This window comes from Aeromonas sp. 603607 (assembly GCF_049171595.1).
In the GTDB taxonomy this organism is placed as follows: domain Bacteria; phylum Pseudomonadota; class Gammaproteobacteria; order Enterobacterales; family Aeromonadaceae; genus Aeromonas; species Aeromonas veronii.
Genome location: NZ_JAAKOV010000005.1, coordinates 70,176 through 95,832, shown reverse-complemented (window position 1 = coordinate 95,832; position 25,657 = coordinate 70,176). Strand labels below are relative to the sequence as shown.

Here is a 25,657-nt window from a genome sequence, read left to right as displayed (position 1 = left end):
GTATTGATTCAAATCAAATAAACATCTAGGATGCCACTTATTAAGTGACATTTTATATGTTCAATTAGAACGAGGCCCCTATGCTAGATCAAACCACCGTTGCCGTCATCAAAAGCACCATTCCGCTGCTCGAATCGGCAGGTCCTGCCCTCACCCAGCACTTCTACCAGCGGATGTTCAGCCATAACCCGGAGCTGAAAGATATCTTCAACCTGGCCCACCAACGCAGTGGCGGCCAGCCGCTGGCCCTGTTCAATGCAGTCGCCGCGTATGCAAAGAATATCGACAATCTGGGGGCGCTCGCCGGTGCGGTCGAGCGGATTGCGCACAAACATACCGGATTCCTGATCCAGCCGGAACAATATCACATTGTAGGTAGTCATCTCTTGGCCACGCTCAAAGAATTGGGCGGAAGTGCGGTCACCGACGAGGTGCTGGAGGCATGGGGCAAGGCGTATGGCGTGCTGGCCGACATCTTCATCGGCCGCGAGCAGGAGATCTATCAGGAGAAGGCCAATCAGGATGGCGGCTGGCAAGGAACCCGCACCTTCATCATCAAGGAGAAGAGGGCCGAGAGCGCCCTCATCACCTCCTTCCTGCTGGCGCCGGAAGATGGTAAGCCGGTACTGATCTTTAAACCGGGCCAATACCTCAGCGTCAAGCTGGTTCACCCCGAGCTGGAATATCAGGAGATCCGCCAGTACTCCCTATCCGATGCCCCCAACGGGCAGGATTACCGCATCAGCGTCAAGCGTGAGCCGCAGGGTCAGGTCTCCAATCTGCTGCACGATCACCTGCAGGCGGGTGACAAGATCGAGGTGATGCCCCCTACCGGCGATTTCTACCTGAAAGCCGACAGCCAGACCTCGGTGGTACTGCTCTCCGCCGGTGTCGGCGTGACGCCGATGATGAGCATGCTCAACCAGCTGCTGGAAAGTGCTCATCAGGCCGAGATCACCTGGCTGCACGCCTGCGAACAGGGCGCTGTACACGCCTTCCGGGAGGATATTCAGCAAAAATCCCGCCAGCATCCCAACTTGCTGAGCCGGGTCTGGTATAGGGAGCCGGAGGCCAGTGATGTGCAGGGTCAAGATTACGATCTGGCCGGCACCATGGATCTGACTGCCGTGAAGGAGCGCATCACGCCAGAGGCCCACTACTACTTCTGTGGCCCTGTCGGCTTCATGCAAGAGATCAAGCGGCAGCTGCTGGCTGCTGGGGTACCAACGGGGCAGCTCCATTACGAAGTTTTTGGCCCCCACCAAGATCTCTAAAGCGCGGGCAGCCATATAACAGAGGGAGGTTCCGGCCTGTCATGGCACGGCGGCTGGAACCGGACCCACAGGTGCAGATCTGTGGGTCATTTTTTTGGATCAGTGCATCGCCTTGGCGCGGGCCACCACGTTGGCCGGCATCCTGTTGCCAAGACGGTTGAGCAGACTCGCCGCCTTCTGGTGCAGCGCCTTGTCACCGATGACGGAGCCATGGAGCCAGCGATAGGCATCCTCATAATCGAGCGGACTGCCCATCCCCTGCAACAGCATCTCGACCCACTCGATGCGAGCCCGCAAAAAACCGAGGCTGGCTGCCTCGCGCATCAGAGTTTCGGCTCGCACCAGATCCTTCTGCACCAAAGTTCCTTTCCAGTAGTAGCGACCCAGCTGCTCCAGCGCTGGCGCCAACCCCTGATTGGCCGCCTCCCACATATATTGCACCCCGAGCTCGGCGTTGGACTTGGTACAGACACCCCACGCCAGCATATCCCCCCAGAGGAATTGATAGGCCGGGATCTTCATCACCGAGGCGCGCGCTTCGATATCCTGAGTCAGCTGACAGCGATCCTGCTTCACCTGAGTGAGGTGGCGCCCCTGCTCAATCCAGTTGAGCAGCTCGTCCTGACGATAGAGCGGCACCGCCTGCAACTCGCCAGCGGCCAGAGGTGCGGGAGGCGCAACCACAGCGGCAGGCTCCGCCGGTTTTGGCAGCGGCGCGGCCCCCTCGCCACTGCTGGCAACGGGCGTGACCGGCTCAGCCGGAAGCAAGACGGGGGCAGCCTCAGAGGGCGCAGGCGTAGCAGCGGAGACAGGCGCCGTTGCCACCGCTGCACTGCTTGCTGTCGGTGCCGACGCACTTGCTGCAGGCGCATCGCTCGATACGGCGGCCGATACCGCCTCGGCACCATAGAGGGGCGCGGTGAATGCACCGACAAGAACGAGAAGGGTAAGGGGTTTCATCATAAGGATCTCCTGCTGCACTCTGTTATCGGCACCAAGCCCCATCCCCTTAGCCTGCCGGGCGGATCTCATCAATACAAAAGGGAGCCGAAGCTCCCTTGTTGGCACGGTTGACCCGCTTACTTGACGAAATCGACACCCAGCTGGATATCGGCTTTCAGGGTAGCCAGCATGCCTTCCATCGCTTCCTGCTCGAAGGCGCTCAGCTTGCCGTAATCCAGTACGGTTTCGACGCCGTTCTTGCCCAGCAGTACCGGCTGTGCGAAGAAGGTGGCGTGCTCGCCGTTGCCTTCCACGTAGGCGCACTCAACAACGTTGGCTTCGCCCTGCAGACCCTTGATAAGGGAGAGACCGAAACGGCAAGCCGCCTGACCCATGGAGAGGGTTGCGGAACCGCCACCGGCCTTGGCTTCAACCACTTCGGTACCGGCATTCTGGATGCGCTTGGTCATGGCAGCCACTTCTTCAGCGGTGAAGGAAGCGCCTTCAATCTGGGAGAGCAGCGGCAGAATGGTGACGCCACTGTGACCACCGATCACGTTGACGCGAACCTTGTCGATGTTCAACCCTTTGGCGGCGGCCACGAAGGTCTCGGCGCGGATCACGTCCAGAGTGGTGACACCAAACAGACGACGCTTGTCATAGACACCGGCTTTCTTCAGCACTTCGGCAGCGATGGCCACAGTGGTGTTGACCGGGTTGGTGATGATGCCGATCAGTGCTTTCGGGCAAGTGGCCGCGCACTTCTCGACCAGATTCTTGACGATACCGGCGTTGATGTTGAACAGGTCGGAGCGATCCATCCCCGGCTTGCGTGCCACACCGGCGGAGATCAGCACCACATCGGCCCCAACCAGCGCAGGAGTCGGATCTTCACCGCAGAAGCCCTTGATGGCGACGTCGGTAGGAATATGACTGAGGTCAACGGCCACACCCGGGGTAACCGGGGCGATGTCATACAGGCTCAGCTCGGAGCCGGCCGGCAGACGGTTTTTCAACAGCAGAGCGAGGGCTTGACCGATGCCACCAGCGGCACCCAGAACGGCAACTTTCATGATCAACTCCATGTTTAAGCGTAGGTTTAAGGTTGTTTGTTGTTGTGCGCCCAACCTTAATGGATCCCCCCATAAAAAACAATCTGATAACAGTTGCAGTCACGGGTTCTGTGAGCCACGAAACATGCGGGAGCAAAAATTGGAGGGAAATACAAAAAGTTGGAGGAGAAGCACAGTTTTTCTGCACTTCTCCTTACCATAAAGAGGTAGATTTGAGGGTCTCAGGATTGGAATGCCAGCGCCCGTTTTTCACACCAGCGAAAACCAATTGTTAACAATCCGTTCATCGCCAGATAAAGCCCACCAGCCACCCCGAACACAGCCAGGGTATCGTAGGTCTGGGCGTTCAATCCCTGCGCCAGCCCCATGATGTCCATGATGGTGATGGTACTGGCGAGGGAGCTCCCTTTGAGCACCAGGATCACCTCGTTGGAGTAGGCAGGCACCAGATGACGGGCGGCGTGGCGCACCTTCATCCACAAGGTCTGGCGGCCGTTAAAGCCAAGCGCACGACACGCCTCTACTTCACCGGCCGGGATGGCATCAAGCGCCCCCTTGAACAACCGGGTGGAGTAAGCCGCTGTGTTGAGACCCAGCGCCAGTACGGCGCAGAACCAGGGCTGCTTGAGCAGCGGCCAGAGCGGGCTGGCTTTCAGCCACTCAAACTGACCCGGCCCGTAGTAAATCAGGAAGATCTGAATGAGCAGCGGCGTGCCGGTAAAGAGCAGCACCCACAGCTGCACCAGCTGGGTCGCCACCGGCAGGCGCAGCTCCAACACCCAGGTCATCAGGGCTGCCAACACAATCCCCAGCAGCAGGCTGAACAGGGTCAGCTCCAGCGTGGTGACCAGACCGCCCAGCAACGTAACGAGATACTCTTGCATCAGTTAGCCTCCGTAGCGGCGGGTGTAGCGGGCAGCCAGCCCGAGGCCATATTCACTCACCAGACTGATGGCCAGATAGATGAGAGCCGCAGCGGCATACCAGGTGAAGGGCTGATAGGTACTGGCCGAGGCCATCTGCGCCTGACGCATCATCTCGTTCACCCCGATAAGCGACACCAGCGCGGTATCTTTCAGCAGCACCAGCCACTGGTTGCCGAGGCCCGGCAAGGCGTGGCGCCACGCCTGCGGCAACACGATGCGAAAGAAGATGTGGCTCTTGCCAAGCCCCAGCGCCAGCGCCGCCAGCCGTTGACCTGAAGGCACCGCATTGAGCGCCGCCCGCAGGGTCTGGGTCGCATAGCTGGCGAACAGCAGGGAGAGCGCCAGCACGCCACAGGCAAACGGGCTGAACTCCACATACTCGCCAGTGATGAGGAACAACACCTGGGTCGAGCCGAAGTAGATGAACAGCACCACCAGCAACTCGGGCAGGCCACGGATCAGCGTGGTCAGGGTGGCCACCGGCCACACCAGCGCACGCTGCTTGCTGAGCTCGGCGGCACTGAACGCCAGTGCCAATACCATGCCCCCGACCAGTGATGCCAGGGCCAGCCCGAGGGTCATCCAGGCTGCATCCAACAACAGGCTCAACATGGCTTACTGCGCGAAGTATTTGTCGAAGATTTTCTGATAGGTGCCGTTGGCCTTGATCTCCGCCAGCCCCTTGTTCAGCTGGGTCAGCAGCTCCTGATTGCCCTTGGCGACCGCGATGCCAAAGCCGGTACCGAAGTACTTGGCATCGGTCACTGGCGTACCCACCACCGCATACTCCTTGTGCTGCTTCAGCCAGTCGGCAGCAACGGCGGTATCAGCAAACACACCGTCGGTACGGCCATTCATCATGTCGAGGAAGGCGCTCTGGTAGCTGGCGTACGGCACGGTCAGCAGACCCTTGCTCACCCAGTTATCCACCAGATAGGACTGGTGAGAAGTACCGTTCTGCACACCGACTGTCTTGTCGACCATCTCTTCCGGCCCCTTGAAGGCCCCTTTCTTGGCGACGAATACTGCCGAGTTCTCGTAATAGATGTCGGAGAAATCGACCTGAGCGGCCCGCTCCGGGGTCACGTCCATGGCGGCGATGGCGGCATCATAGCGACGGAATTTCAGGCTGGGGATCAGGCTGTCAAAGGCCTGGTTGTGGAAGCTGCACTCCAGCTTGGCCTGCTCGCAGATGGCGCGGGCCAGATCGATGTCAAAACCCTGAAACTCGTTCTTGTCATCCAGGTATTCGAACGGCGCGTAGGTGGCCTCGGTGGCGAACTTGATCTCTTTGGCCATGACGGAGGTACTCAACAGGCCCATGGCAGCAACCAACAACAGACTCTTTTTCATGACAGCTTCCTTATCGATTCAATATCAATGCATCAAGAATTCGGCAAACCGGCTGGTTTGCGGGGATTGGAAAATGGCAGCGGTGCCGGATTCGATGATCCGCCCCTTCTCCAGATAAATCACCTGACTGGCCACCTTGCGGGCAAAGTCAACCTCGTGGGTCACCACCACCTGGGTAATGCCGGTCTGGCTCAGGTTACGGATGATCTCGGCCACCTCCTTGGTGATCTCGGGATCGAGGGCGGCAGTCGGTTCGTCAAACAGCAGCACTTCCGGGTCCATCATCAGGGTACGGGCAATGGCCACCCGCTGCTGCTGACCGCCGGAGAGACGGGCAGGCCAGGCATCGCGCTTGTCGGCCAGTTGCAGCTGAGCCAGCAGGTAGGCCCCCTTCTCGATGGCGGCCGCCTTGCTCATGCCGAGCACCTTGACCGGCGCTTCAATCAGATTCTCCATCACAGTGAGATGTGGCCAGAGATTGTACTGCTGGAACACCATGCCCACCTTGCGACGCAGCAGTTGGGACTGGCGGTTGAATTCGGCAGCAGAGAGGGAATTCGGGAAAGAAAATTCACTTTCGCCAATCCGCAGAACACCCGCATCCGGGGTATCCAGCAGGTTCATCATCCGTAGCAGGGAACTCTTGCCAGCACCGCTCGGGCCCAGCAACACCAAGGTTTCACCGGGGGATGTCCGAAAGCTGACCTGTTGCAGAACCGGCACCTTGTGCCAGGATTTTTCGATACCTATTAATTCAATACCCATACAGCCCAATTGAATAAGTTTTCAAAATTTCATCCCGATTCTATCCCTAATAAAGGTTGATGCAAGCCATTTTTGAATCAATATGCAGAACAAGCGCCGCTTCCTTGCAAAAAACGGCATATGAATGCAAAATGGCCCCGCTGTTCGTATCTGCCGCCTGTATCGCACAGGCCGCCACACCTCCTCATTCGTGAGACCAAGATGAAACACAACGACAAGCAAGAAAAACTGGCCAAGGCCTTTAAAGCCTTGCTGAAAGAAGAGCGCTTTGGCTCCCAGGCAGAAATCGTCACCGCCCTGCAAGAGCTGGGCTTCGAGAACATCAACCAGTCCAAGGTATCGCGCATGCTGAGCCGCTTCGGCGCCGTTCGCACTCGCAACGCCAAGATGGAGATGGTCTACTGCCTGCCGGTGGAACTGGGCGTGCCCACCACCTCCAGCCCGCTCAAGAATCTGGTACTGGACGTCGATCACAACGGCGCACTGGTGGTGATCCACACCAGCCCTGGCGCAGCCCAGCTGATCGCCCGCCTGCTCGACTCCCTCGGCAAGGCAGAGGGGATCCTCGGCACCATCGCCGGTGATGACACCATCTTCATCACCCCGACCAGCGACACCGATATCGAAGAGCTCTATCTCTCCGCCCTCGAGTTGTTCGAACAGACGCCGTAATGGCCGCAACCGCGTCATAGCGGTCACGCCAGAACGAAAAATCCCGGCCAAGGCCGGGATTTTTGTTTTCTGAGTCTTCGTCAGGCGGGCTTATTTGCCCTGCGCCATCAAAAAACCTTCCGATGGGGCGAAGAAAGCCGCGCCGGTCACTGCCCTGGTGAAGCGCAGCAGGTGGTCGAAGTGGCTACCCTCCCCCTTGTACATGCTGGCCAGCATGGCGTTGAAGTGCTGCGGTGTGCGGCAGCAGGAGATGAAGTAGAGCCCCTGCTCGGTCATGGTGCCCCAGGGCATGCTCTGGCGCAGGATCTCCATGGACTCCCCTTTCGGAGTCTTGAGATTGACCCGCTTGATGTGGGCGGTCAGCGGTTTGGCGGCAGACTCATACTCGATATTGTCGGGCTTGGTACGACCGATAATGTCTTCCTGCTCTTTTTGCGCCAGCTTCTCCCAGTCGCTCATGGCGTGGACCCAGCGCTGGACGTGAATGTAGGAGCCACCAGCAAACTCGCCATCAGCCAGCAGCGCCACTTCGGCACGGTGTTCATCCTGCGGGTTCTCGGTGCCATCGACGAAACCGGTCAGGTCACGGCAATCCAGATTGCGGAAACCGCGCACCTCTTCGGCCAGCTCGACCAGTCCGGCCAGCAGCGCCATCACACGGTGACCGGCGTGGTGCAGCACATCCACCCGATCGGCGCGCAGCTGAATAAAGAGATCAAACGGGGTGTTGGGGGCTTCCTGACCGTTGGCGGATTGCGCCATAAAGCTGCGGAACTGGGGCGGACGGGCGGCAGGGTAGAGACCATCCCAAGCATCGGCGCCAACGGCAACCAGACCGCTGAAACCGGCATCGGGGAAATCGGCGGCGACCGCCTGCCACAAGGCGGGCAGTTTGGCCAGACGGCCGACCAGCTCGGCGGCATCGCCGGTACGATTGAACATCAGATAGAGGGCGTGCAGATTCGGCTCTGCACAGATCCCGGCTTGGGCTTTCATATATCTCTCCCCTGAGTAGGCGTTAGCGTTACGGGCTATTTGCGTTGCGCGATTATAAACCAGAGTGGATCCAGTTCTTTGATTTCACGACGATATCACGCGTTCAGGGCAAAGGGTCAAACAACACTAGCTCATGGGGGGCAACCTTGATCCGTGCCTGCATCCCATCAAGGGGCTCGCCAATGCTCGCCTCCAGCTGCAGATCGCCACACTCGAACAGCACCCGGCAGTGGTGGCCGAGGAACTGCTGCTCCACCACCTTGAGCTCGCCATCTGCGGCGCTCTCCAGCAGCAGTTGCTGGGGTCTGAGCATCAGCTGCAACTGCTCGCCCACCGCCCGGCCATGAGGCTCGCTGCCACAGATGACCCCGAGCGCCGTCTGCACGCAGTGGCTGTCCACCACCTCGGCAGCCAGATAGTTGACCCCGCCGAGAAACTCCGCAACGAAGCGGTTTTGCGGACGGCGATAGAGCTGCTCCGGCTGGCCCACCTGTTCGATGTGACCGGCGCGAAACAGCGCTAGCCGATCGGCGAAGGCAAACGCCTCCTCCTTGCTGTGGCTGACGAAGATGGCGCCAATCCCTTGCTGCTTGAGCAGGGCGCGGATCTCGAGGATCAACTTCATCCGCACCTGGGTGTCGATGTTGGAGAAGGGTTCATCCAGCAGCATCAGCCGCGGCTTGCACACCAGCGCCCTGGCTATGGCTACCCGCTGCTGCTGGCCGCCGGAGAGCTGGTGCGGATAGCGATCCCCCAGCCCCTGCAGATTGACCAGCGCCAGCGCCTCGTCCACCTGCTGCTGGCGGGCACTGCGGTCGAGTTTGGTCAGACCGAAGCCGACGTTGTCGGCCACCGTCAGGTGGGGAAAGAGGGCGTAATCCTGAAAGATCATCCCGATATTGCGCGCCTCGGGCGGCACGCTGGCACCGGGCCCGTCGAGCAGGGTATCGCCGAGGCGAATCGAGCCCTCAGCCAACGGCAGCAGCCCTGCGATGGCCTTGAGCAGCGTGGTCTTGCCGCAGCCACTGGCCCCCAGCAGGCAGACGATCTCGTTGTCGGCCACCGTCAGGGAGAGCTGCTCCAGCACATTGCGGCCGTTGTAACGGCAGCTGACATTTTCAACCTGCAAACAGGACAAGGCTGACTTCCTCTCGTTTCTGGCGGCGCACTGCCTTTCGGTTCAGCACACCGCATGCTATTTCATTGACCGACGCGGCGACTCAGTGGCCCGGACTGTCCAGAGTGCGGTTGACCCAGATCAGCGGCAACAGCCCCACCAGCACGATGACGATGGCCCCGAGCGCGCCGCGCTCCAGCATCTCGTCCGAGACGAATTGGTAGACGTGGGTCGCCAGGGTATCGAAGTTGAAGGGCCGCAGCAGCAGAGCGGCAGGCAGCTCCTTCATGGATTCGATGAATACCAGCATGGCACCGGCAAACAGACCCCGGCGCACCAGCGGCAGATGAACCCGCCGCAGCATGCCGCCATCCCCTTGCCCCAGAGAGCGGGCCGCCATGTCGAGGCTGGGGGAGATCTTGCCCATGCTGCTCTCCACCGAGCCGATGGCGATGGCCACGAAGCGCACCAGATAGCCGAACACGATGGCGGTGATGGTGCCGGTCAGCAGCAAGCCCGGCCCCTGACGCCCGAGCCACTCGGCCAGATCGTTGATGGCAAAGTCGAGGGCGGTGAGCGGCACCAGCACCCCGATAGCGAGCACGGTGCCCGGCATGGCGTAGCCCATGGCGGCGATGCGCAGGGGCAGCAAACTCTTGAACCCGCCATCGAGACGGCGGAAGAAGCCGAGCAGCAGGGCGATGCCCATCGCCAGCAGAGCGGTCAGCGCCGAGATAGCCAAACTGTTGCCGGCGAAGCGGACAAACTCCGGCGTCCACGACAACTCGAAGTAACGCACGCCGTAATCGAGTAGGATGACGAATGGCAGGCCGAAACCGGCCAGCACCAGCCCCCAGCACCAGAGACCAGCTAGCCAGCGACTCATCCCCTTAAGCGGATAGCGCAGCGGCTGCTCATGGCCCATGGACTTCTGGAACACCTGCTGCCGACTGCGCGAGCGGCGCTCCAGCGCGATCAGCAGCACCACAGCCAGCAGCATCAGGCAGGAGAGTTTGGCCGCGGTGGCCAGACTACCGTAGCCGAGCCAGGTGTCGTAGACCGCCGTGGTCAGGGTGTTGATGGCAAAGAAGTGGACGGTGGCGAAATCGGCCAGCGTCTCCATGGCCACCAGCGATACCGCCACCATGATGGCGGGGCGCGCCAGCGGCAGACTGAGGCGGCGAAAACTCTGCCACGGGGTACAGCCGAGCAGGCGGCTGGAGTGGATCAGGCTGACTGACTGCTCGAGAAAAGAGGCGCGGGTCAGCAGATAGACATAAGGGAACAGCACCAGCGCCAGCACCCAGGCGGCGCCGCCAAGGGAGCGAATGGCCGGAAACCAGTAATCGGCAGGACTGTTCCAGCCAAATAGTGCTCGCAACCCGGCCTGTAGCGGGCCCGAGTAATCGAGCAAGTCGGTATAGACGTAGGCGACGATATAGGAGGGCATCGCCATCGGCAGCATCAAGGCCCACTGCAAAGCGCGCCGCCCCGGCACCTGACACATGGCCACCAGCCAGGCGGTGGGCACGCCAAATAGCAGGCTTAGCAATACTACGCCGACCACCAGCCCCAGGGTATTGCCCAGATAATCGAGCAGCACGGTATCGGCGAGGTGGCGAAAGAGATCTCCCTCAGCCGAGAAGGCAGAGAAAAGCAGGGCTATAACCGGTAAACCCAGCAGCAGGGCGATGGCCCAGCTGCCGGTCATCCATCCAAAATTTTTCATGAGACCACAGATGTTGATGGGGCCGTTGGCCCCATCTGATTACAAATCGAACTTCACTTCATCCAGCAACTGCAAGGCGTCCTTGCGGTGCTTGGCGTAATCGCTGACCGGTAGTGCGTCAGACTTGAAACTGCCCCAAGACTTGACCATGGCGGAAGGCTCGACTCCGGCCTTGACCGGATATTCGGCATTCACGTCCGCATACATGTGCTGGGCGGTGTCGCCAGCCAGAAACTCCATCAGCTTCTGGGCCTCGGCCTTGTTCTTGGCATACTTGGTCATGGCCACGCCGCTCACGTTGACGTGGGCACCGCGGTCAGCCTGGTTCGGGAAGTTGATATAGACCGCATCCGCCCAGGACTTCTGCGCAGGATCTTTCAACATGGCGCCCAGATAGTAGCTGTTGCCGAGCGACACGTCACAGATACCATCCTTGATCGCCTTGACCTGATCCCGGTCGTTGCCCTGTGGCTTGCGCGCCAGGTTGGCCTTGACCCCTTCCAGCCAGGTTTTGGTCTCGGCCATGCCGTGATGGGCAATCATGGAGGAGACCAGCGCCACATTGTACTCATGCTTGCCGCTGCGGGTGCAGATTTTTCCTTTGAATTCAGGCTTGGCCAGATCTTCGTAGCTGATGGTGTCGAGCTTGCCGAGGCGATCCTTGCTGGAGTAGATGGCGCGAACCCGGGTGGTCAGGGCGAACCAGCGATTCTCCGGATCACGATAGATGGCGGGGATGTTCTCCTGCAGGATCTTGCTGTCTACCGGCTGCACCAGCCCCTTGTCCACCAGATCGGTCAGACGGCTGATATCGACGGTCAGCATCAGGTCGGCCGGAGAGAGCTTGCCTTCCCGCTCCAGACGCTCGTTCAATCCTTCTTTGGCGAACACCACGTTCACCTTGATGCCAGATTCCTTCTCGAACTGCTGGATGATGGGCTTGATCAGCTCATCCTGCCGGTTGGAGTAGACATTCACTTCCCCGGCCGCCAATGCCGACTGAGCTGCCAACGCAGAGAAAGCCAGTGCCAACATCTTCATTTTCATCATCCATTCCTTGATTAGCTATACAGAGTGATAACGATTTCCGTTTGCATTCTGCATACATCTTATAAGCGGATCAAGAAAGCTCGCCGTCGCCACATCACATATTTAATCGCCCATAAATGAAAAGGGCCGGATGGAATCCCATTCGGCCTCTTCTGAGCAAAACGTTATGTTGATCAGGCTTCAATAAGCGCTCACGCCATCGGGATGCCCCGAGGTCGGGAGGTCAACAGATCTGTACGTCACGGATGCGGTTCATCACAGCGCCTCGTCGTCACTCTCGCCGGTGCGGATGCGCACCGCTTGCAGCAAGTCGTAGACAAAAATCTTGCCGTCGCCGATCTTGCCGGTATAAGCCGCCTTGCAGATCGCCTCGATCACCCCTTCCACGTTATCATCAGCGGTGGCAATCTCCAGCTTCACCTTGGGCAGGAAGTCGACCTGATACTCGGCTCCCCGGTATAATTCGGTGTGTCCCTTCTGGCGGCCAAATCCCTTGACCTCGGACACGGTCAGCCCTTCCACCCCCAGGTTGGCAATAGCCTCGCGGACATCGTCCAACTTGAACGGTTTGATAATCGCACTAATCAGCTTCATCTGGTTGCTCCCAATCCATGGTGTGTCATGAATCGGGTTTCAATTCTTATGCCAAGTATTTTTATTGTTTTATTTCATATAGATAGAGTTTAATGCCTGCGCCATTCGCCAGGCACATCCCCATAACCGGCCAGCACGCCCCATAATGAGGCACCATGCTGCAGCGGCCAGCGGGTATGCACCAAACAAGAGCAAAACAGCATGTTAGTTATCTCCAACAGCGTCACGATTCCCTGGCATGAGCTGCAATTTCAGACCATGCGGGCACAGGGCAACGGTGGACAGCACGTCAACAAGACCGACTCCGCCGTCTGGTTGCGCTTCGATTACCGCAACTCTCCCAGCCTGACGCCCCTCTACAAGGAGGGTCTCGACAAGCTGAGCGACAGCCGGGTACACGATGGCTTTGTCCTGATCCGGGTCGAGAGCCATCGCAGCCAGGACATGAACCGCAAGGAGGCGATGAGCCGTCTGGTGGAGTTGCTGAAGAAAGCGGCCTGGCGCCCCAAGGCTCGTCATACCACCAAGCCGACACGCAGCTCCCAGCGCAAACGGGTCGATGCCAAAAAGCGCAAGGGGGATATCAAATCCACCCGCGGCAAGCTTGTGTTGGACTAACCCTGGCCTGAGGATGACAGAATGAAATACAGCTTTTGCGACAGTGCCCGTGGCCCCCTGCTCATTGCCATCGATCAGGATGGCCTGCGCTATGTGGAGTTTGTGCAGGGGGAGCAGCCGGTAACTCCGACCGATGAGTGGCAGCGTGATGACCTGGCTCTTGCTCCTTTCGTCGAGCAGTTCACCGCCTATTTTGCCGGAAAATTGCAGCAGTTCGATCTGCCCATGGCACCGAAGGGCACCCCGTTCCAGCAAACGGTGTGGAACGCTTTGTGTGATATCCCGTATGGCGAGACCGTGAGCTATCTCGAGATTGCCCAGGCTATCGGCAATCCCAAGGCAGTGCGAGCAGTAGGCGCTGCCAATGGCCGCAATCCGCTGAGCATCATAGTACCCTGCCATCGGGTGATCGGACGCAGCGGCGATCTGACCGGCTATGCTGGCGGCATTCCCATCAAGCGCTGGTTGCTGGCACTGGAACAGGCAGGCACAACATTCGAGCTGGCCCCATGAGACAATGAGCGTCCCCGGAGAGGAACGGGACAATATCGCGACCAGAATGAAAAGGCTTTCAATCAGTGGCCACGCCTTGCTGACAAGATGAACAGAAGATGAAGAATCGCCTCAGAACTACTTCAGATTGAGCTTGGCATGATGGGTCCATACTTGAATGGCACGGCTCATTCGCTGATTCAAGTAGCACCCATGTGACGCTTCCAATCTGTCTTTTTCCCCGCGCCTCCTCTGAGGCGCTTTTTTTGTGGCAACACAACAGGCCACCACCCAGGCTGAATGGCCTGAATGCCACAAAATCTGCCCCGCCCAAAAACCAAGAGGCGAAGGATCATCCTTCGCCTCTGACGTAACAGCTGGCTACTCGCTCTGGGGCAGGAACTGCAGCTCCGGCGCCGAGGAGGTCAGCACATCGGCGCAATAATCCCAGGTCGAGATGCGATAGTGCTGCAGATCTTCATCCAGATGCAGGCCGTCCGACTCCTGATGGAACCAGCTGGCAAAACGGGATGGAGTGATGAGCTGGATCTGCTCTTCGATGGCGTGGCTATCCTTCCCCTCAGCCAGATCGCAATCCTCGATGACCCGCAGGGCATAAATATGGCGAAAATAGACCCGGCAGAGGATTTGCGGGGGTAGATCGATGCTGCGCGCCCGCCCCAGCATGATGGTCAGGGAGTCGCTCCAGAGATCCTGATGCAACTCGGCCACAACCAGACCGGGCGGTAGCTGGCGGGACGGAGCCCAAGGGACGGCAACCTGCCGAATGGCATTTTTCTGTTCCATATTCACCTCACGACAACTCGCTCCCTGTCTTGAGTCTATCTGAACCACATAGTCCCGGCGAAGGCAATCGATGGACAATAAAAACGGCAATAAAAAAGCCGACGTATCAAACGTCGGCGAATAAAAAGTGCTTACAACAGAGGATTCAAATATTCAGACCCGCGGGTCGAAAGATTGGTTCCCTCTTTTTGTAATTAATTTTCGGCGCGTTTAAACATCAGGGTATTGGCGTCCGACTCTTCCGGCACAAAGTAGTAGCCCTCGGCGTTGAAACCGGTCAGCTGCTCCACCTCGGTCAGACGGTGCTTGATGATGTGGCGAGCCATCATGCCGCGCGCCTTCTTGGCGTAGAAGCTGATGATCTTGAACTGGCCGTTCTTCTCATCCTTGAACACCGGTGTGACAATCCGCCCTTTCAGGCTCTTGGGTCGTACCGACTTGAAATACTCGTCGGAGGCCAGATTGATCAGCACTTCATCCCCCTGCGCAGCCAGCGCGTCATTGAGATGGTGAGTGATCACCTCCCCCCAGAACTGGTAGAGATCCTTGCCGCGACTATTGTTGAGCCTGGTCCCCATCTCCAGTCGATAGGGCATCATCAGGTCGAGGGGGCGAAGCACGCCGTAGAGGCCGGAGAGCATCCGCAGGTGTGCCTGAGCGAAGTCAAAATCGGCCTCGCTAAAATCCTCCACCGCCAAACCAGTGTAGACATCCCCCTTGAAAGCCAGCAGCGCCTGACGGGCATTGGCGGGGGTGAAATCTGGCTGCCACTCGGCAAAACGGGCGGCATTGAGACCGGCCAGCTTGTCGCTGATCTTCATCAGAGTGGCGATCTGGTCAGGGCTCAGTTGGCGGGCCCGGCGAATCAGTTCGGCGGAGTGATCCAGCAGCTCGGGTTGGGTGAAACGGGGGGTCACCAGCGGTGACTCGTAATCCAGCGTCTTGGCCGGGGAAACCACAATCAGCATAACGTTCCTTTCTGGCTAGGGGCCGAACAGCGGATCGGCCCCATGTTTCATTCATCCAGCGTCACATTTTCCAGTGTGCCGGACCCCAGCTGCTCGCGACCGGAGAGCTTGATCAGCAGCCGCAGGTCGTTGGCCGAGTCGGCATGGGCGAGGGCCTCACTGTAGCCAATCTGGCCGGCGCAGAACAGGCTGAAAAGCGCCTGATCGAAGGTCTGCATGCCCAGTTCGGCAGATTTGGTCATCACCTCCTTGAGACGGTGCATCTCTCCCTTGCGGATTATGTCGGTGATGAGCGGGGTATTGAGCAGGATCTCGAATGCCGCACTGCGCCGCAAACCATCGACACTCGGCACCAGTTGCTGGGCGACAATAGCTCTGAGGTTGAAGGAGAGATCGAACAGAAACTGGCGATGTTTCTCCTGCGGCACCAGATGGAGGATGCGATCCAGCGCCTGGTTGGCGTTGTTGGCATGCAAAGTGGCGAGACAGAGATGGCCGGTCTCGGCGAACTGCAGGGCAAACTCCATGGTCTCCTGACTGCGGATCTCGCCGATCAGGATCACGTCCGGTGCCTGACGCAGCGAGCTTTTCAGTGCTACATCGAACGACTCGGTGTCGATCCCCACCTCCCGCTGGGTCACCAGGCTACGGCCATGCTGATGGACGAACTCCACCGGGTCTTCCACCGTCAGGATATGACCATCGGCATGCTGGTTGCGATAGCCGATCATCGCCGCCTGAGTGGTCGATTTACCCGCCCCGGTGGCACCGACAAACAGCACCAGCCCGCGCTTGGCCATCGCCACCTCCTGCAGGATCCTGGGGAGCTGCAGATCTTCAAAGGTGGGAATGCGGGTCTCGATACGACGAATCACCATACCGGGCAGCTCCTGCTGCCAGAAGGCGCTGACCCGAAAACGACCCAGCGCCTCGCGGTAAATCGCGTAGTTGGCCTCCTTGGTGCGGACATAGCGCTCGAAGTGATCGCTGCTGAGGGTATCCCTGACCAGCGTCAGCGCCCCTTTCTTGTCGAGCGCGTCTCCCCCCAGCGACACCAGATGGCCATTTACCTTGAGAATGGGCGGCGATCCCACCGTCACAAACAGATCCGATCCCTTTCGCTCGACCAGCTGGCTCAGCAGATCATCCAGATTCATCATTTATCCCTCCCTGGGTACAAGTCGCTTAAATGCTGTTGGGATCAACGGCCTTGGCCTTGGCATCGAGGGATGCCACCACGCCGCGACTCACCAGCTGCTTGAGGCTCTGATCCATGGTCTGCATGCCGTGGGTCATCCCGGTCTGGATCACCGAGTAGAGCTGGGCAATCTTGTCCTCCCGAATGAGGTTACGCACCGCCGGAATGCCCATCATGATCTCGTGAGCTGCCACCCGACCGCCACCAATGCGCTTGAGCAGGGTCTGGGAGATAACCGCCCGCAGGGATTCGGAGAGCATAGAGCGTACCATGTCCTTCTCCGCGCCGGGGAAGACGTCGATGATACGGTCGATGGTTTTGGCCGCCGACGAGGTGTGCAGGGTGCCAAACACCAGGTGACCGGTTTCGGCGGCAGTCATGGCCAGACGAATGGTCTCAAGGTCGCGCATCTCGCCAACCAGAATGATGTCCGGGTCTTCCCGCAGGGCCGAGCGCAGGGCGTTGCTGAAGCTCTTGGTATCACGGTGTACTTCCCGCTGGTTCACCAGGCAGCGCTTGTTCTCGTGGACGAATTCGATGGGGTCCTCGATGGTGAGGATGTGGTGATGGAAGTTCTCGTTGATGTAGTTGACCATGGCCGCCAGGGTGGTCGATTTACCCGAACCGGTCGGGCCGGTCACCAGTACCAGACCCCGCGGGAACTCGGCAATCTTGCGGAAGATCTCCGGCGCATCGAGATCCTCGAGGCTCAGCACAGTGCTGGGGATAGTACGAAATACCGCACCCGAGCCGCGCGCCTGCTGGAAGGCGTTAACCCGGAAACGGGCCAAATTGGGTACCTCGAACGAGAAGTCGACCTCGAAGTTCTCCTCCAGCTCCTTGCGCTGATGGTCGTTCATGATGTCGTAAATGAGGGCATGCACTTCCCGGTGTTCCAGGGCGGGCAAATTGATCTTGCGAACCTCACCATCAACCCTGATCATCGGGGGAACCCCGGCCGAGAGGTGTAGATCCGAGGCTTTATGCTTTACACTGAAAGCCAATAACTCTGTGATATCCATAGACTTGTCATTCTCCCATCACAAGATCACTAACGAAATATGAACCAGATTGCCCAGCACCTGTTTCAGGTAAAGGAACGTATTGCCCAGGCCGCCGAACGGGCTAGCCGCAACCTGCAGCAGATCCGCCTGCTGGCCGTGAGCAAGACCAAGCCGGTCGAGGCCATAATGGCCGCCCATGCCGCAGGTCAGCGCTGCTTTGGCGAATCCTACGCTCAGGAAGCAGCGGCCAAGATCGATACCTTGCGCCAGCAGCCGGAATATAGCGACATAGAGTGGCACTTTATCGGCCCTTTGCAATCGAACAAATCCAAACTGGTCGCCGAACGGTTTGACTGGGTGCAGAGCGTGGATCGGGACAAGCTGATCGACCGCCTCAACAACCAGCGCCCAACTACAATGGCACCGCTAAATGTTTGTCTGCAAATCAATATTAGCGGAGAGAGCAGCAAATCCGGAACGTCGGAACAAGAGATTTTCCGCCTTGCCGAGCAGGTCTCTCAAAGTGAGCGACTGGTGCTGCGGGGACTGATGGCCATTCCAGAGCACACCAGTGACGAGCGCGTACTGGCCGCCCAAATGACCCGCATGCAGACTCTGTTCACCGAGCTTGCGCGACAATACCCCACGGTGGATACCCTCTCGATGGGCATGACCGAGGATCTTGAACTGGCGATAGCCCACGGCAGCACCATGGTGCGGGTCGGCACCGCCATCTTCGGCGCCCGTGACTACTCATAGGCAAGGCCAGCGGATAACCCATACGTCCGCCTCTTGCCGCGACTTCATCAACAGGAGCGTTTGATGGAACACCGAATTCTGGCGTCAGGTGGTGCAGGCAGCGCCAACCCCGCCGCGACCCCATGTGCAACAGGAGCATCTGATGCAGCATAGAACGCTGGCCTTTATCGGCGCGGGCAACATGAGCCGCAGCATCATCGCCGGACTGGTCAAGGCGGGTTATCCCGCCGGGCAGATCACGGCCGCCAACCCCAGTCTGCCCAAGCTGGAGACGCTGGCGAGCGAACATGGCATTCGCATCACCCAGAGTAATGCCGAGGCGGCCCGAGGCGCCGAAGTGATCGTGCTGGCAGTCAAGCCGCAGCTGATGGCAGGCATGCTGGCCGCTCTGGTTGCCGAGCTGGGCTCCCTTGAGGGCAAGCTGCTCATCTCCATCGCGGCTGGCATCAAGGTGGCGCGCCTTGGCGAGATGGCCGGTGGCCATGACCGCATCATCCGCACCATGCCCAATACCCCTGCCCTGCTGGGTCTGGGCATGACCGGTCTCTACGCGCCCGTGCATATTGCCGCCGCGGATCGCGCGTTTGCCGAGCAGATGATGCAGGCGGTCGGCAAGACCCTCTGGGTGGAGCAGGAGTCCGGCATCAACGGCGTCATCGCCGCAGCGGGCAGTGCTCCGGCCTACTTCTTCCTCTTTATGCAGGCGATCGCCGAAGAGGCGGAGGCGATGGGTTTCTCGCCCGATCAGGCACGCCTGCTGGTGCAGCAGACCGCGCTGGGCGCAGCCGCCATGGTGGAGCAGAACCCTGAGCTGGCGCTGCAAACCCTGCGTGAGCAGGTCACCAGCAAGGGCGGCACCACAGCTGAAGCCATCAAGACATTCCAGCAGCAGGGGCTGATGCCGCTGACTGCGCAAGCCATGCAGGCGGCCGTTGCTCGTGCCACCGAAATGGAAACCCTCTTCTAACAGGAGCCCAGATGAACACTGCTTACTTTCTGATTAACACCGTTTTCGATCTCTACCTGATGGTGATCCTGCTGCGCGTCTGGCTGCAGTGGGCCCGTGCCGACTTCTACAACCCGATGAGCCAGATGGTGGTCAAGCTGACCAATCCGCTGGTGATCCCGCTGCGCCGCGTTATCCCGGGCTTTGGCGGCATCGACCTCGCCTCCGTGGTGCTGGCGCTGGTCATCGCCTTCGCCAAGCTGGCCCTGCTCAAGAGCATGAATGTGCTGCTGGCGGACTGGCTCAGCATCAGCCTGTTCGCCGCGCTGACCGTGCTGAAGAAAGCGGGCTCGATGATCTTCTGGGTACTGCTGATCCGCGCCATCCTGAGCTGGGTCAGCCAGGGCCGCAACCCCATCGAATACGTGATGCATCAGCTGACCGAGCCGTTCCTCGCCCCTATCCGCCGCGTACTGCCGGCACTGGGCGGACTGGATCTCTCGGTGCTGGTCGCCTTTATCGGCCTGCAAGCCATCAACTACCTGCTGGGTGACCTGTTCGGCCAGCTGTGGTGGATGATTTGATGCCAGCCGTCCTGCAACAAGGGGATGAACTGGTACTGCATCTGGTGATCCAGCCCAAGGCGAGTCGGGATCAGATCATCGGATTGCATGGCGAAGAGCTGAAAGTGGCCATCACGGCGCCGCCCGTCGATGGCCAAGCCAACAGCCATCTGATCAAGTTTCTGGCCAAGCAGTTCAAGGTGGCCAAGGGACAGATCACCATAGTGCGGGGCGAGCTGGGGCGACACAAAACCGTCACCATCGACAGCCCCAAACAGTTGCCGCAAGAAGTGAGTGCACTGCTGAATGACACGCAAGGCTGAATGAATCGGCCTGCGCCAACCGTAGATATGAGAGGGATGACAGATGAAAACAGCCTGGATGAGTGGCCTGCTGGCACTACTGATGACACTGCCGCTCAAGGCAGAACAGATGAAGGAGCTGGGGCCCTGGCTGGTGCACTACAGCGCCTTCAACTCCAGCTTCCTCACCCCCGAGGTCGCCAAGGCGTATGGACTGGAGCGCAGTCGCTACAACGCCATCATCAATATCGCGGTACAGGACAAGCAGAAAGTGGCGCAAGCCGTGGGGATCACCGGTGAGGCCAAGAACCTGACCGGCACCATCCGCACCCTGAGCTTTCAGGAGGTAAAAGAGGGGGATGCCATCTACTATCTGGCGACCCTCCCCTACCGCAACGAAGACACCTATCAGTTCACCCTGAAGATCATGGGCGGCGGGCAGCAACAGAACCTCAGCTTCCAGCAGACCTTCTACGTCGACTAAGTACCAAAATGAAGCCCCGACCAAGGTCGGGGCTTCATTTTATCCATATGACAAGGGCGCCATCGCTGCGCCCTTGTTACATCTATTCCGTACCGCAGCGATTAAAGGGCGAGGAACAGACCGGCCAGACAGGCGCTCATCAGGTTCGCCAGCACGCCGGAGAGAATGGCGCGCATGCCGTAACGGGCGATGAAGGATTTGCGCTCCGGCACCATGGAACCCAGACCGCCGATCAGGATCGCCATGGAGGAGATGTTGGCAAAGCCACACAGGGCGAAGGTCACGATGGCCTTGCTCGACTCGCTCAGGGTCTGATCCTGCACCAGACCGATAAAGGCGACGAACTCGTTGACCACGATCTTGGTACCGATCAGAGCGCCAGCAGCTTGCGCCTGATCCCAGGGCACACCGATCAGCCAGGAGACGGGGGCAAACAGCCAGCCCAGAATGATCTGGAAGCTCAGATCCAGCCCCACCAGACCACCAGCCCAGCCGAGCAGGCCATTGAGCATGGCGATCACGCCAACGAAAGCCAGCAGGGTGGCACCGACCGCCACCGCGATATTGAGGCCGGACATGGCGCCATCGGCAGCCGCTTCGATCACGTTGGTGGCGCGGGGGATCTCGACATCCTGATGGTGATCGACCTCTTCAGCTCCCGGCGGCACCAGGATTTTGGCCATCGCCAGACCGGCAGGGGCCGACATGAAGGCTGCCGCGATCAGGTATTTCAGTTCAACCCCGAGGCTGGCATAACCCACCAGGGTGCCACCGGCGACGGAGGCGAGGCCGCAGCTCATCACGGCGAAGAACTGGGAGTCGGACATCTTGGAAAGGTAGGGTTTGACCACCAGCGGCGCTTCCACCATGCCAACGAAGATGTTGGCAGTGGCGGAGAGGCTCTCGGCGCGGCCGGTGCCCAGCAGCTTCTGCAAGCCACCACCCAGCAGGGCGATCACCCGCGGCATGATGCCGATGTGGTAGAGGATGGCGATCACTGCGGAGAAGAAGATGATAACCGGCAACACGTTGAAGGCAAAGATGAAGCCCAGCTTGAACTTGGCCAGATCGCCGAACAGGAAGGCGATCCCCTCCTGACCATAACCGATCACGCTGCTTACGCTCTCGCTGACCCCGTTCAGCACGTGCTGACCGGCAGGCAGCCAGAGCACCAGACCGGCAAACATGATTTGCAAGCAGAGGGCAAGGCCAACTGTTCGCAACGGGATACGACGACGATTATCAGAGCAGATGACGGCAAGCGCCAGGATACTCAGGATGCCGAGCAGGGCAATCATAGGGACTCCATCAGGTGGGGCAAAAGATGGGCGCGGATTCTGCGCCTCTCCCCCCGTCACTGCAAGTCCGCTTGGTTACAACCCTGTTAGAAAAAACGTTTGCACGATATCGGTTGCGCCAACTGGCTGATTTGGTTCGATTTTAGTATCAGGAGAAATCAATAGTTCTTAAATGGAAACAATCATTCCTCACCGCCGGACAATTTACCCCCGAGCCAGGGGGCCAGTCGCTGCTCCCAATAGGGTTCGGGGCCAAAGCGGGCCTTGAGGAAATCGATGAAGAGACGGATCTTGGGATCCAGATGTTCGCGCCGGGCATAAACGGCGTGTACCGCCATCTGCTGGTTCGGTCGCCACCCTGGCAGCACAGGGATCAGCTTGCCGCTCTGTAACTCCTTGTCCAGCAAGTAGTTGGCAATATAGGCGATACCGAGCCCGGCCAGTGCCGCATCCCGCACCGCCTCCGCCATATCCACCCGATAGTTGCCCGCCACCTGCACCGTCTGGCGCTCCTTGCCCTGGCGAAACGACCACTGGTGATAGCGCCGCTCCCGACTCTGGTAAGTGATGCAGTTGTGCTGGGCCAGATCCTTGGGATGAAGTGGCGTGCCGTGGCTCAGCAGGTAATCCGGCGAAGCCGCCACCACGAAGCCAATGTCGGCCAGCCGCTGTCCCACCAGCCCTTCCGGCTTGTCCTCATAGGTGGTGAGCCAGAGATCCAGCCCCTCATCCACCAGATTGGTTCTGTGGTCGAACAGCGAGACCTCCAGCTCCAGCTCGGGATAGCGATCCTGAAACGCCTTGAGATGAGGAATGACGTGCAGACGACCAAATGATTGGCCCACCGCGAGATGGAGCACGCCGCTCACCTTGCCACGCCGCTCGGCGATCATCGAGTCCGCCTCCTGCGCCACCGCCACCAGCGCATGGCAGTGACGGGCATACTCCTGACCCAGCTCGGTCAGGACGAAGCGGCGGGTGGTGCGCTGGACCAGCTGGGCACCGAGGGTGGTCTCCAGCAGCGCCAGCTGCTTGCTGATATGGGATTTGGAAACCCCGAGACGACGGGCGGCGGCAGAGATCCCCTGCTCGCGCACCAGCGCATCGAAGATCACCATTTGAGGAAGACGTTGCAGCACAAGATAACCGGATTGAGTGGCGGGAACCCATTATTCCAGAGCCGCCCGCCAAGGGGTAGGGTCAGAGCCCCAGCGCCCGGGTGATCTGCAGTTTGAGGGGGTCGTCAGCCGGATTCTGGTTGGCGCCGTAGCTGGCGATCAGCTTGCCATCGCGCCCCACCAGATACTTGTGGAAGTTCCAGTTCGGCTCATCCCCATCAGCGGCCGCCGCCAGCCCCTTGAACAGTGGCACAGCATCGGAGCCCCGCACCGCTACCCGATTGAACATCGGGAAGGTGACCCCATAGTCGCGGCGGCATACCTCGGCAGTCTTGGTCTCGTTGCCCGCCTCCTGCCAGAAATCGTTGGAGGGGAAACCCAGAATAATCAGCCCTTTATCCTTGTAGCTCTGGTAGAGCTTCTCCAGATCGCGGAACTGGCCGCTGTAGCCGCAGTAGGAGGCGGTATTGACCACCAGCACCACCTTGCCCTCGGTCAGCTGACAGAGGTTGTGGCGCTGAGAGTTGTTTAGCTCCCGCATCTCCACATTGAAATAATCGGGGCACGCCGCAGAGGCCGCGCTGGCCCCCAATAACAGCAACAGAGTGAACCATTTCATCGCCAAGACTCCTTTTGTTTTGTCCATCATACGCGGTTACCAGAGCCGCAGTTCACTCTCAATGCAATGGAATGCCGGTCAGCCAGCCGTGGCCCCAGAACACCAGCAGCGCAGTGGCAGCCAGGCCCGCCCCGACGCTGATGCCGGTGCCCGTCCAGTTGGCCACCGGACGGGGATATCGCTGCCAGTCCCGCACCGAAATCCAGACCATGCTCACCAGCGCCCACAGCCCGATGCCGCCAAACAACACCAGAGATCGCGCCTCACTGTTGACCAGCAGATGGGCCACCGCCCAGAGCAGGGTTCCGAGCAGTTGGGGATGCACCAGCCAACGGCGCAGATGGTTGGGCCCCTGGCCGGAGAAAAAAAGGATCAGCGCAAAGGGCATCATCACCGTCATGGTCATCGGCCCCCACTCCGGCAGGAAGTAGAGCGGCAGCGAGCTGGCCGAGCGCCAACCGGCGATGATGCAGGCGATGGCGATAAACACCAGCAGGGAGAAGAGCCCCTTGTAGCGATTCTCACCCAGCCGTTCTCTCAGTCGCGCCCGATGGGCCACCGCAAAACAGGGGTAGAGATGGATCAGGGTAAACAGCGCAACCCCCAGGGTCAGCAGGAACATGAGTCTCTCCTTGTACTTGGTACGACCACTATGCCGTAAAGGGAGATGTGCGCCTATCAAAACCACGCTGACCCATGGAGTCAAAAGTGTGGCAAGACAAAGGAACGGAAAGAAAAGAGCCGATCACGATGGATCGGCAAATAAGTGCCAGGGCAGTCAGACATCTCGCGGAATGGGAGATGCCCCAAACGGGGATATTGAGTGGCCGATGGCGCGCATCGGCCGAACCGGATCAGCCCTTGAGCTGATAGAGCGCCGCTACGTTGCGCGCAGTGAGTTGAATATTGGTGCTGGCGCTCTCCAGCGCCTCCGGCAGAGACATGGCGCGGTTGACCACGGCGAATACCGCGTCCAGCCCGTGATCATGTACCACACCGCAATCGTCGGTCAGGCAACCGGAGATACCGATCACCGGCTTGCCGAACTGCTTGGCGCAGCGTGCGACACCGATTGGCGTCTTGCCATGGATGGTCTGGCTGTCGATACGACCTTCGCCGGTGATAACCAGATCCGCATCGGCCACTTCCTCGGCCAGTTTCAGCGCTTCAATCACGATCTGAATGCCAGGCTTGAGTTCGGCACCAAGCAGACCGACCAGCGCTGCCCCCATGCCACCGGCGGCACCCGCCCCCGGAATATCCTTCACCTGCTTGCCAAGGGCCTGCTCAATGCAGTCGGCATAACGGGAGAGGTTGGCATCGAGTTGCGCCACCATCTCTGGAGTCGCCCCCTTCTGCGGGCCAAACACGGCGGAGGCGCCTTTCGGGCCGCACAGCGGGTTGTTCACATCACACGCCACCTCGATAACCAGCTCGCTCAGACGCGGATCCAGACCGCTCAGATCGATGGTCGCGAGCTCACTGAGACCTGCGCCACCCAGAGCAATAGGCGCACCATCCGCTTTGAGCAGCTTGCCGCCTAGCGCCTGGATCATGCCGGCACCGCCGTCATTGGTGGCGCTGCCGCCAATACCGAGAATAAGGTGCTTCACCCCCATCTCCAGCGCGGCCAGGATCAGCTCGCCGGTGCCGAAGCTGGAGGTGAGCAGCGGATTGCGCTGCTCGGGAGCGACCAGATGGATACCGGAGGCGGCAGCCATCTCGATAACGGCGCGCTGGCCATCACCCAGCAGGCCGACAAAACCCTGCACCTTGTTGCCAAGTGGCGCGGTCACTTCGACCGGCAGGATGCGGCCACCGGTGGCATCCACCAGCGATTGCACCGTGCCTTCACCGCCATCGGCCATCGGCAATTTGACGTAGGTGGCGTTCGGCAGTACCTGCTTGAAACCAGCCTCGATGGCATCAGCCACCGCCATGGCGCTCAGACTCTCCTTGAATGAATCGGGGGCAATAACAATTTTCATAT

The 25,657-nt window shown here is 59.6% G+C and carries 29 protein-coding genes; 9 read left to right on the top strand and 20 right to left on the bottom strand.

Annotated features, from left to right (window positions below; genetic code table 11):
- Nucleotides 1-80: 80 nt before the first annotated feature.
- Entirely contained in the window at nucleotides 81-1,274 is a 1,194-nt protein-coding gene (hmpA, locus tag G5315_RS07010; protein WP_421332802.1) for an NO-inducible flavohemoprotein, read from the top strand.
- Nucleotides 1,275-1,373: 99 nt separating this feature from the next.
- Here hmpA and G5315_RS07005 read toward each other — a convergent pair whose 3' ends face one another.
- The 6 genes from G5315_RS07005 to G5315_RS06980 form a co-directional block, all read right to left on the bottom strand.
- A complete protein-coding gene (locus G5315_RS07005) occupies nucleotides 1,374-1,958 on the bottom strand; it encodes a tetratricopeptide repeat protein (protein ID WP_026034955.1) in 585 nt (194 codons plus the stop codon).
- Nucleotides 1,959-2,353: 395 nt separating this feature from the next.
- On the bottom strand, nucleotides 2,354-3,289 hold the full coding sequence (gene mdh / locus G5315_RS07000) for a malate dehydrogenase (RefSeq protein WP_005340384.1): 936 nt from the start codon (nucleotides 3,287-3,289) through the stop codon (nucleotides 2,354-2,356).
- Between the two features lie 221 nt (nucleotides 3,290-3,510).
- Complete coding sequence (artM, locus tag G5315_RS06995) at nucleotides 3,511-4,173, bottom strand: arginine ABC transporter permease ArtM (protein ID WP_005348902.1); 663 nt, start codon at nucleotides 4,171-4,173, stop codon at nucleotides 3,511-3,513.
- 3 nt (nucleotides 4,174-4,176) lie between these two features.
- Complete coding sequence (gene artQ / locus G5315_RS06990) at nucleotides 4,177-4,827, bottom strand: arginine ABC transporter permease ArtQ (protein ID WP_021230953.1); 651 nt, start codon at nucleotides 4,825-4,827, stop codon at nucleotides 4,177-4,179.
- Nucleotides 4,828-4,830: 3 nt separating this feature from the next.
- Entirely contained in the window at nucleotides 4,831-5,568 is a 738-nt protein-coding gene (locus G5315_RS06985) for a transporter substrate-binding domain-containing protein (RefSeq protein WP_005348898.1), read from the bottom strand.
- A gap of 24 nt (nucleotides 5,569-5,592) precedes the next feature.
- A complete protein-coding gene (locus tag G5315_RS06980; RefSeq protein ID WP_421332801.1) occupies nucleotides 5,593-6,333 on the bottom strand; it encodes an ATP-binding cassette domain-containing protein in 741 nt (246 codons plus the stop codon).
- A gap of 201 nt (nucleotides 6,334-6,534) precedes the next feature.
- On the opposite strand from G5315_RS06980, the gene argR reads away from it, so the two are divergent.
- Nucleotides 6,535-7,005, top strand: coding sequence for a transcriptional regulator ArgR (gene argR / locus G5315_RS06975; protein WP_005340378.1), 471 nt, complete (start codon nucleotides 6,535-6,537; stop codon nucleotides 7,003-7,005).
- A gap of 90 nt (nucleotides 7,006-7,095) precedes the next feature.
- On the opposite strand, the gene G5315_RS06970 is transcribed toward argR, so the two are convergent.
- The 5 genes from G5315_RS06970 to glnK all read right to left on the bottom strand — a co-directional run bounded on the left by G5315_RS06970 (nucleotide 7,096) and on the right by glnK (nucleotide 12,491).
- On the bottom strand, nucleotides 7,096-8,001 hold the full coding sequence (locus tag G5315_RS06970; protein WP_236376002.1) for a Dyp-type peroxidase: 906 nt from the start codon (nucleotides 7,999-8,001) through the stop codon (nucleotides 7,096-7,098).
- Between the two features lie 103 nt (nucleotides 8,002-8,104).
- Nucleotides 8,105-9,139 carry an ABC transporter ATP-binding protein gene (locus G5315_RS06965; protein WP_421332800.1) on the bottom strand — a complete coding sequence of 345 codons (1,035 nt, stop codon included), beginning with the start codon at nucleotides 9,137-9,139 and terminating at the stop codon, nucleotides 8,105-8,107.
- Between the two features lie 82 nt (nucleotides 9,140-9,221).
- A complete protein-coding gene (locus G5315_RS06960; protein WP_421332799.1) occupies nucleotides 9,222-10,847 on the bottom strand; it encodes an ABC transporter permease in 1,626 nt (541 codons plus the stop codon).
- Between the two features lie 39 nt (nucleotides 10,848-10,886).
- Nucleotides 10,887-11,894, bottom strand: coding sequence for a Fe(3+) ABC transporter substrate-binding protein (locus G5315_RS06955; protein WP_005340374.1), 1,008 nt, complete (start codon nucleotides 11,892-11,894; stop codon nucleotides 10,887-10,889).
- Nucleotides 11,895-12,152: 258 nt separating this feature from the next.
- Nucleotides 12,153-12,491: a P-II family nitrogen regulator gene (gene glnK / locus G5315_RS06950; RefSeq protein WP_005341406.1), complete on the bottom strand. Its 339-nt coding sequence runs from the start codon at nucleotides 12,489-12,491 to the stop codon at nucleotides 12,153-12,155.
- A 201-nt stretch (nucleotides 12,492-12,692) separates the two neighbouring features.
- On the opposite strand from glnK, the gene arfB reads away from it, so the two are divergent.
- Complete coding sequence (gene arfB / locus G5315_RS06945; RefSeq protein ID WP_421298602.1) at nucleotides 12,693-13,109, top strand: alternative ribosome rescue aminoacyl-tRNA hydrolase ArfB; 417 nt, start codon at nucleotides 12,693-12,695, stop codon at nucleotides 13,107-13,109.
- A gap of 21 nt (nucleotides 13,110-13,130) precedes the next feature.
- Nucleotides 13,131-13,622 (top strand): methylated-DNA--[protein]-cysteine S-methyltransferase, encoded by a 492-nt coding sequence (locus G5315_RS06940; RefSeq protein WP_421332798.1) that lies wholly within the window; start codon nucleotides 13,131-13,133, stop codon nucleotides 13,620-13,622.
- A gap of 360 nt (nucleotides 13,623-13,982) precedes the next feature.
- Here G5315_RS06940 and G5315_RS06935 read toward each other — a convergent pair whose 3' ends face one another.
- From G5315_RS06935 to tapT, 4 genes are all read right to left on the bottom strand, one after another.
- Nucleotides 13,983-14,408 carry a hypothetical protein gene (locus tag G5315_RS06935; protein WP_005340360.1) on the bottom strand — a complete coding sequence of 142 codons (426 nt, stop codon included), beginning with the start codon at nucleotides 14,406-14,408 and terminating at the stop codon, nucleotides 13,983-13,985.
- 194 nt (nucleotides 14,409-14,602) lie between these two features.
- Complete coding sequence (gene yaaA, locus G5315_RS06930) at nucleotides 14,603-15,376, bottom strand: peroxide stress protein YaaA (protein WP_201937767.1); 774 nt, start codon at nucleotides 15,374-15,376, stop codon at nucleotides 14,603-14,605.
- 47 nt (nucleotides 15,377-15,423) lie between these two features.
- Complete coding sequence (gene tapU / locus G5315_RS06925; RefSeq protein WP_216954525.1) at nucleotides 15,424-16,533, bottom strand: type IVa pilus ATPase TapU; 1,110 nt, start codon at nucleotides 16,531-16,533, stop codon at nucleotides 15,424-15,426.
- Between the two features lie 28 nt (nucleotides 16,534-16,561).
- Nucleotides 16,562-17,596 (bottom strand): type IVa pilus ATPase TapT, encoded by a 1,035-nt coding sequence (gene tapT / locus G5315_RS06920; RefSeq protein ID WP_005340354.1) that lies wholly within the window; start codon nucleotides 17,594-17,596, stop codon nucleotides 16,562-16,564.
- A 39-nt stretch (nucleotides 17,597-17,635) separates the two neighbouring features.
- Here tapT and G5315_RS06915 point away from each other — a divergent pair, with 39 nt between their 5' ends.
- The 5 genes from G5315_RS06915 (at nucleotide 17,636) to G5315_RS06895 (ending at nucleotide 20,632) form a co-directional block, all read left to right on the top strand.
- The gene (locus tag G5315_RS06915) at nucleotides 17,636-18,337 is read left to right on the top strand and encodes a YggS family pyridoxal phosphate-dependent enzyme (RefSeq protein WP_100654584.1); all 702 of its coding nucleotides are present in this window, start codon (nucleotides 17,636-17,638) and stop codon (nucleotides 18,335-18,337) included.
- Nucleotides 18,338-18,479: 142 nt separating this feature from the next.
- Nucleotides 18,480-19,304, top strand: a complete 825-nt coding sequence (gene proC, locus G5315_RS06910; RefSeq protein ID WP_421202949.1) for a pyrroline-5-carboxylate reductase — start codon at nucleotides 18,480-18,482, stop codon at nucleotides 19,302-19,304.
- A gap of 11 nt (nucleotides 19,305-19,315) precedes the next feature.
- Nucleotides 19,316-19,867, top strand: a complete 552-nt coding sequence (locus tag G5315_RS06905; protein WP_042011910.1) for a YggT family protein — start codon at nucleotides 19,316-19,318, stop codon at nucleotides 19,865-19,867.
- On the top strand, nucleotides 19,867-20,169 hold the full coding sequence (gene yggU, locus G5315_RS06900) for a DUF167 family protein YggU (RefSeq protein ID WP_123173809.1): 303 nt from the start codon (nucleotides 19,867-19,869) through the stop codon (nucleotides 20,167-20,169). Before G5315_RS06905 ends, yggU begins: the two co-directional genes overlap by 1 nt.
- A gap of 43 nt (nucleotides 20,170-20,212) precedes the next feature.
- Nucleotides 20,213-20,632 carry a DUF4426 domain-containing protein gene (locus G5315_RS06895; RefSeq protein WP_111901074.1) on the top strand — a complete coding sequence of 140 codons (420 nt, stop codon included), beginning with the start codon at nucleotides 20,213-20,215 and terminating at the stop codon, nucleotides 20,630-20,632.
- A 101-nt stretch (nucleotides 20,633-20,733) separates the two neighbouring features.
- Here G5315_RS06895 and G5315_RS06890 read toward each other — a convergent pair whose 3' ends face one another.
- The 5 genes from G5315_RS06890 to G5315_RS06870 form a co-directional block, all read right to left on the bottom strand.
- Nucleotides 20,734-21,930, bottom strand: a complete 1,197-nt coding sequence (locus G5315_RS06890; protein ID WP_005348874.1) for a NupC/NupG family nucleoside CNT transporter — start codon at nucleotides 21,928-21,930, stop codon at nucleotides 20,734-20,736.
- A 182-nt stretch (nucleotides 21,931-22,112) separates the two neighbouring features.
- On the bottom strand, nucleotides 22,113-23,048 hold the full coding sequence (locus G5315_RS06885) for a LysR family transcriptional regulator (RefSeq protein ID WP_180342969.1): 936 nt from the start codon (nucleotides 23,046-23,048) through the stop codon (nucleotides 22,113-22,115).
- Nucleotides 23,049-23,130: 82 nt separating this feature from the next.
- Nucleotides 23,131-23,667, bottom strand: coding sequence for a glutathione peroxidase (locus G5315_RS06880; protein ID WP_042656240.1), 537 nt, complete (start codon nucleotides 23,665-23,667; stop codon nucleotides 23,131-23,133).
- Nucleotides 23,668-23,725: 58 nt separating this feature from the next.
- Nucleotides 23,726-24,289: an NnrU family protein gene (locus G5315_RS06875; protein WP_421332797.1), complete on the bottom strand. Its 564-nt coding sequence runs from the start codon at nucleotides 24,287-24,289 to the stop codon at nucleotides 23,726-23,728.
- A 232-nt stretch (nucleotides 24,290-24,521) separates the two neighbouring features.
- A complete protein-coding gene (locus tag G5315_RS06870) occupies nucleotides 24,522-25,655 on the bottom strand; it encodes a glycerate kinase (protein ID WP_110304030.1) in 1,134 nt (377 codons plus the stop codon).
- Nucleotides 25,656-25,657 lie beyond the last annotated feature (2 nt).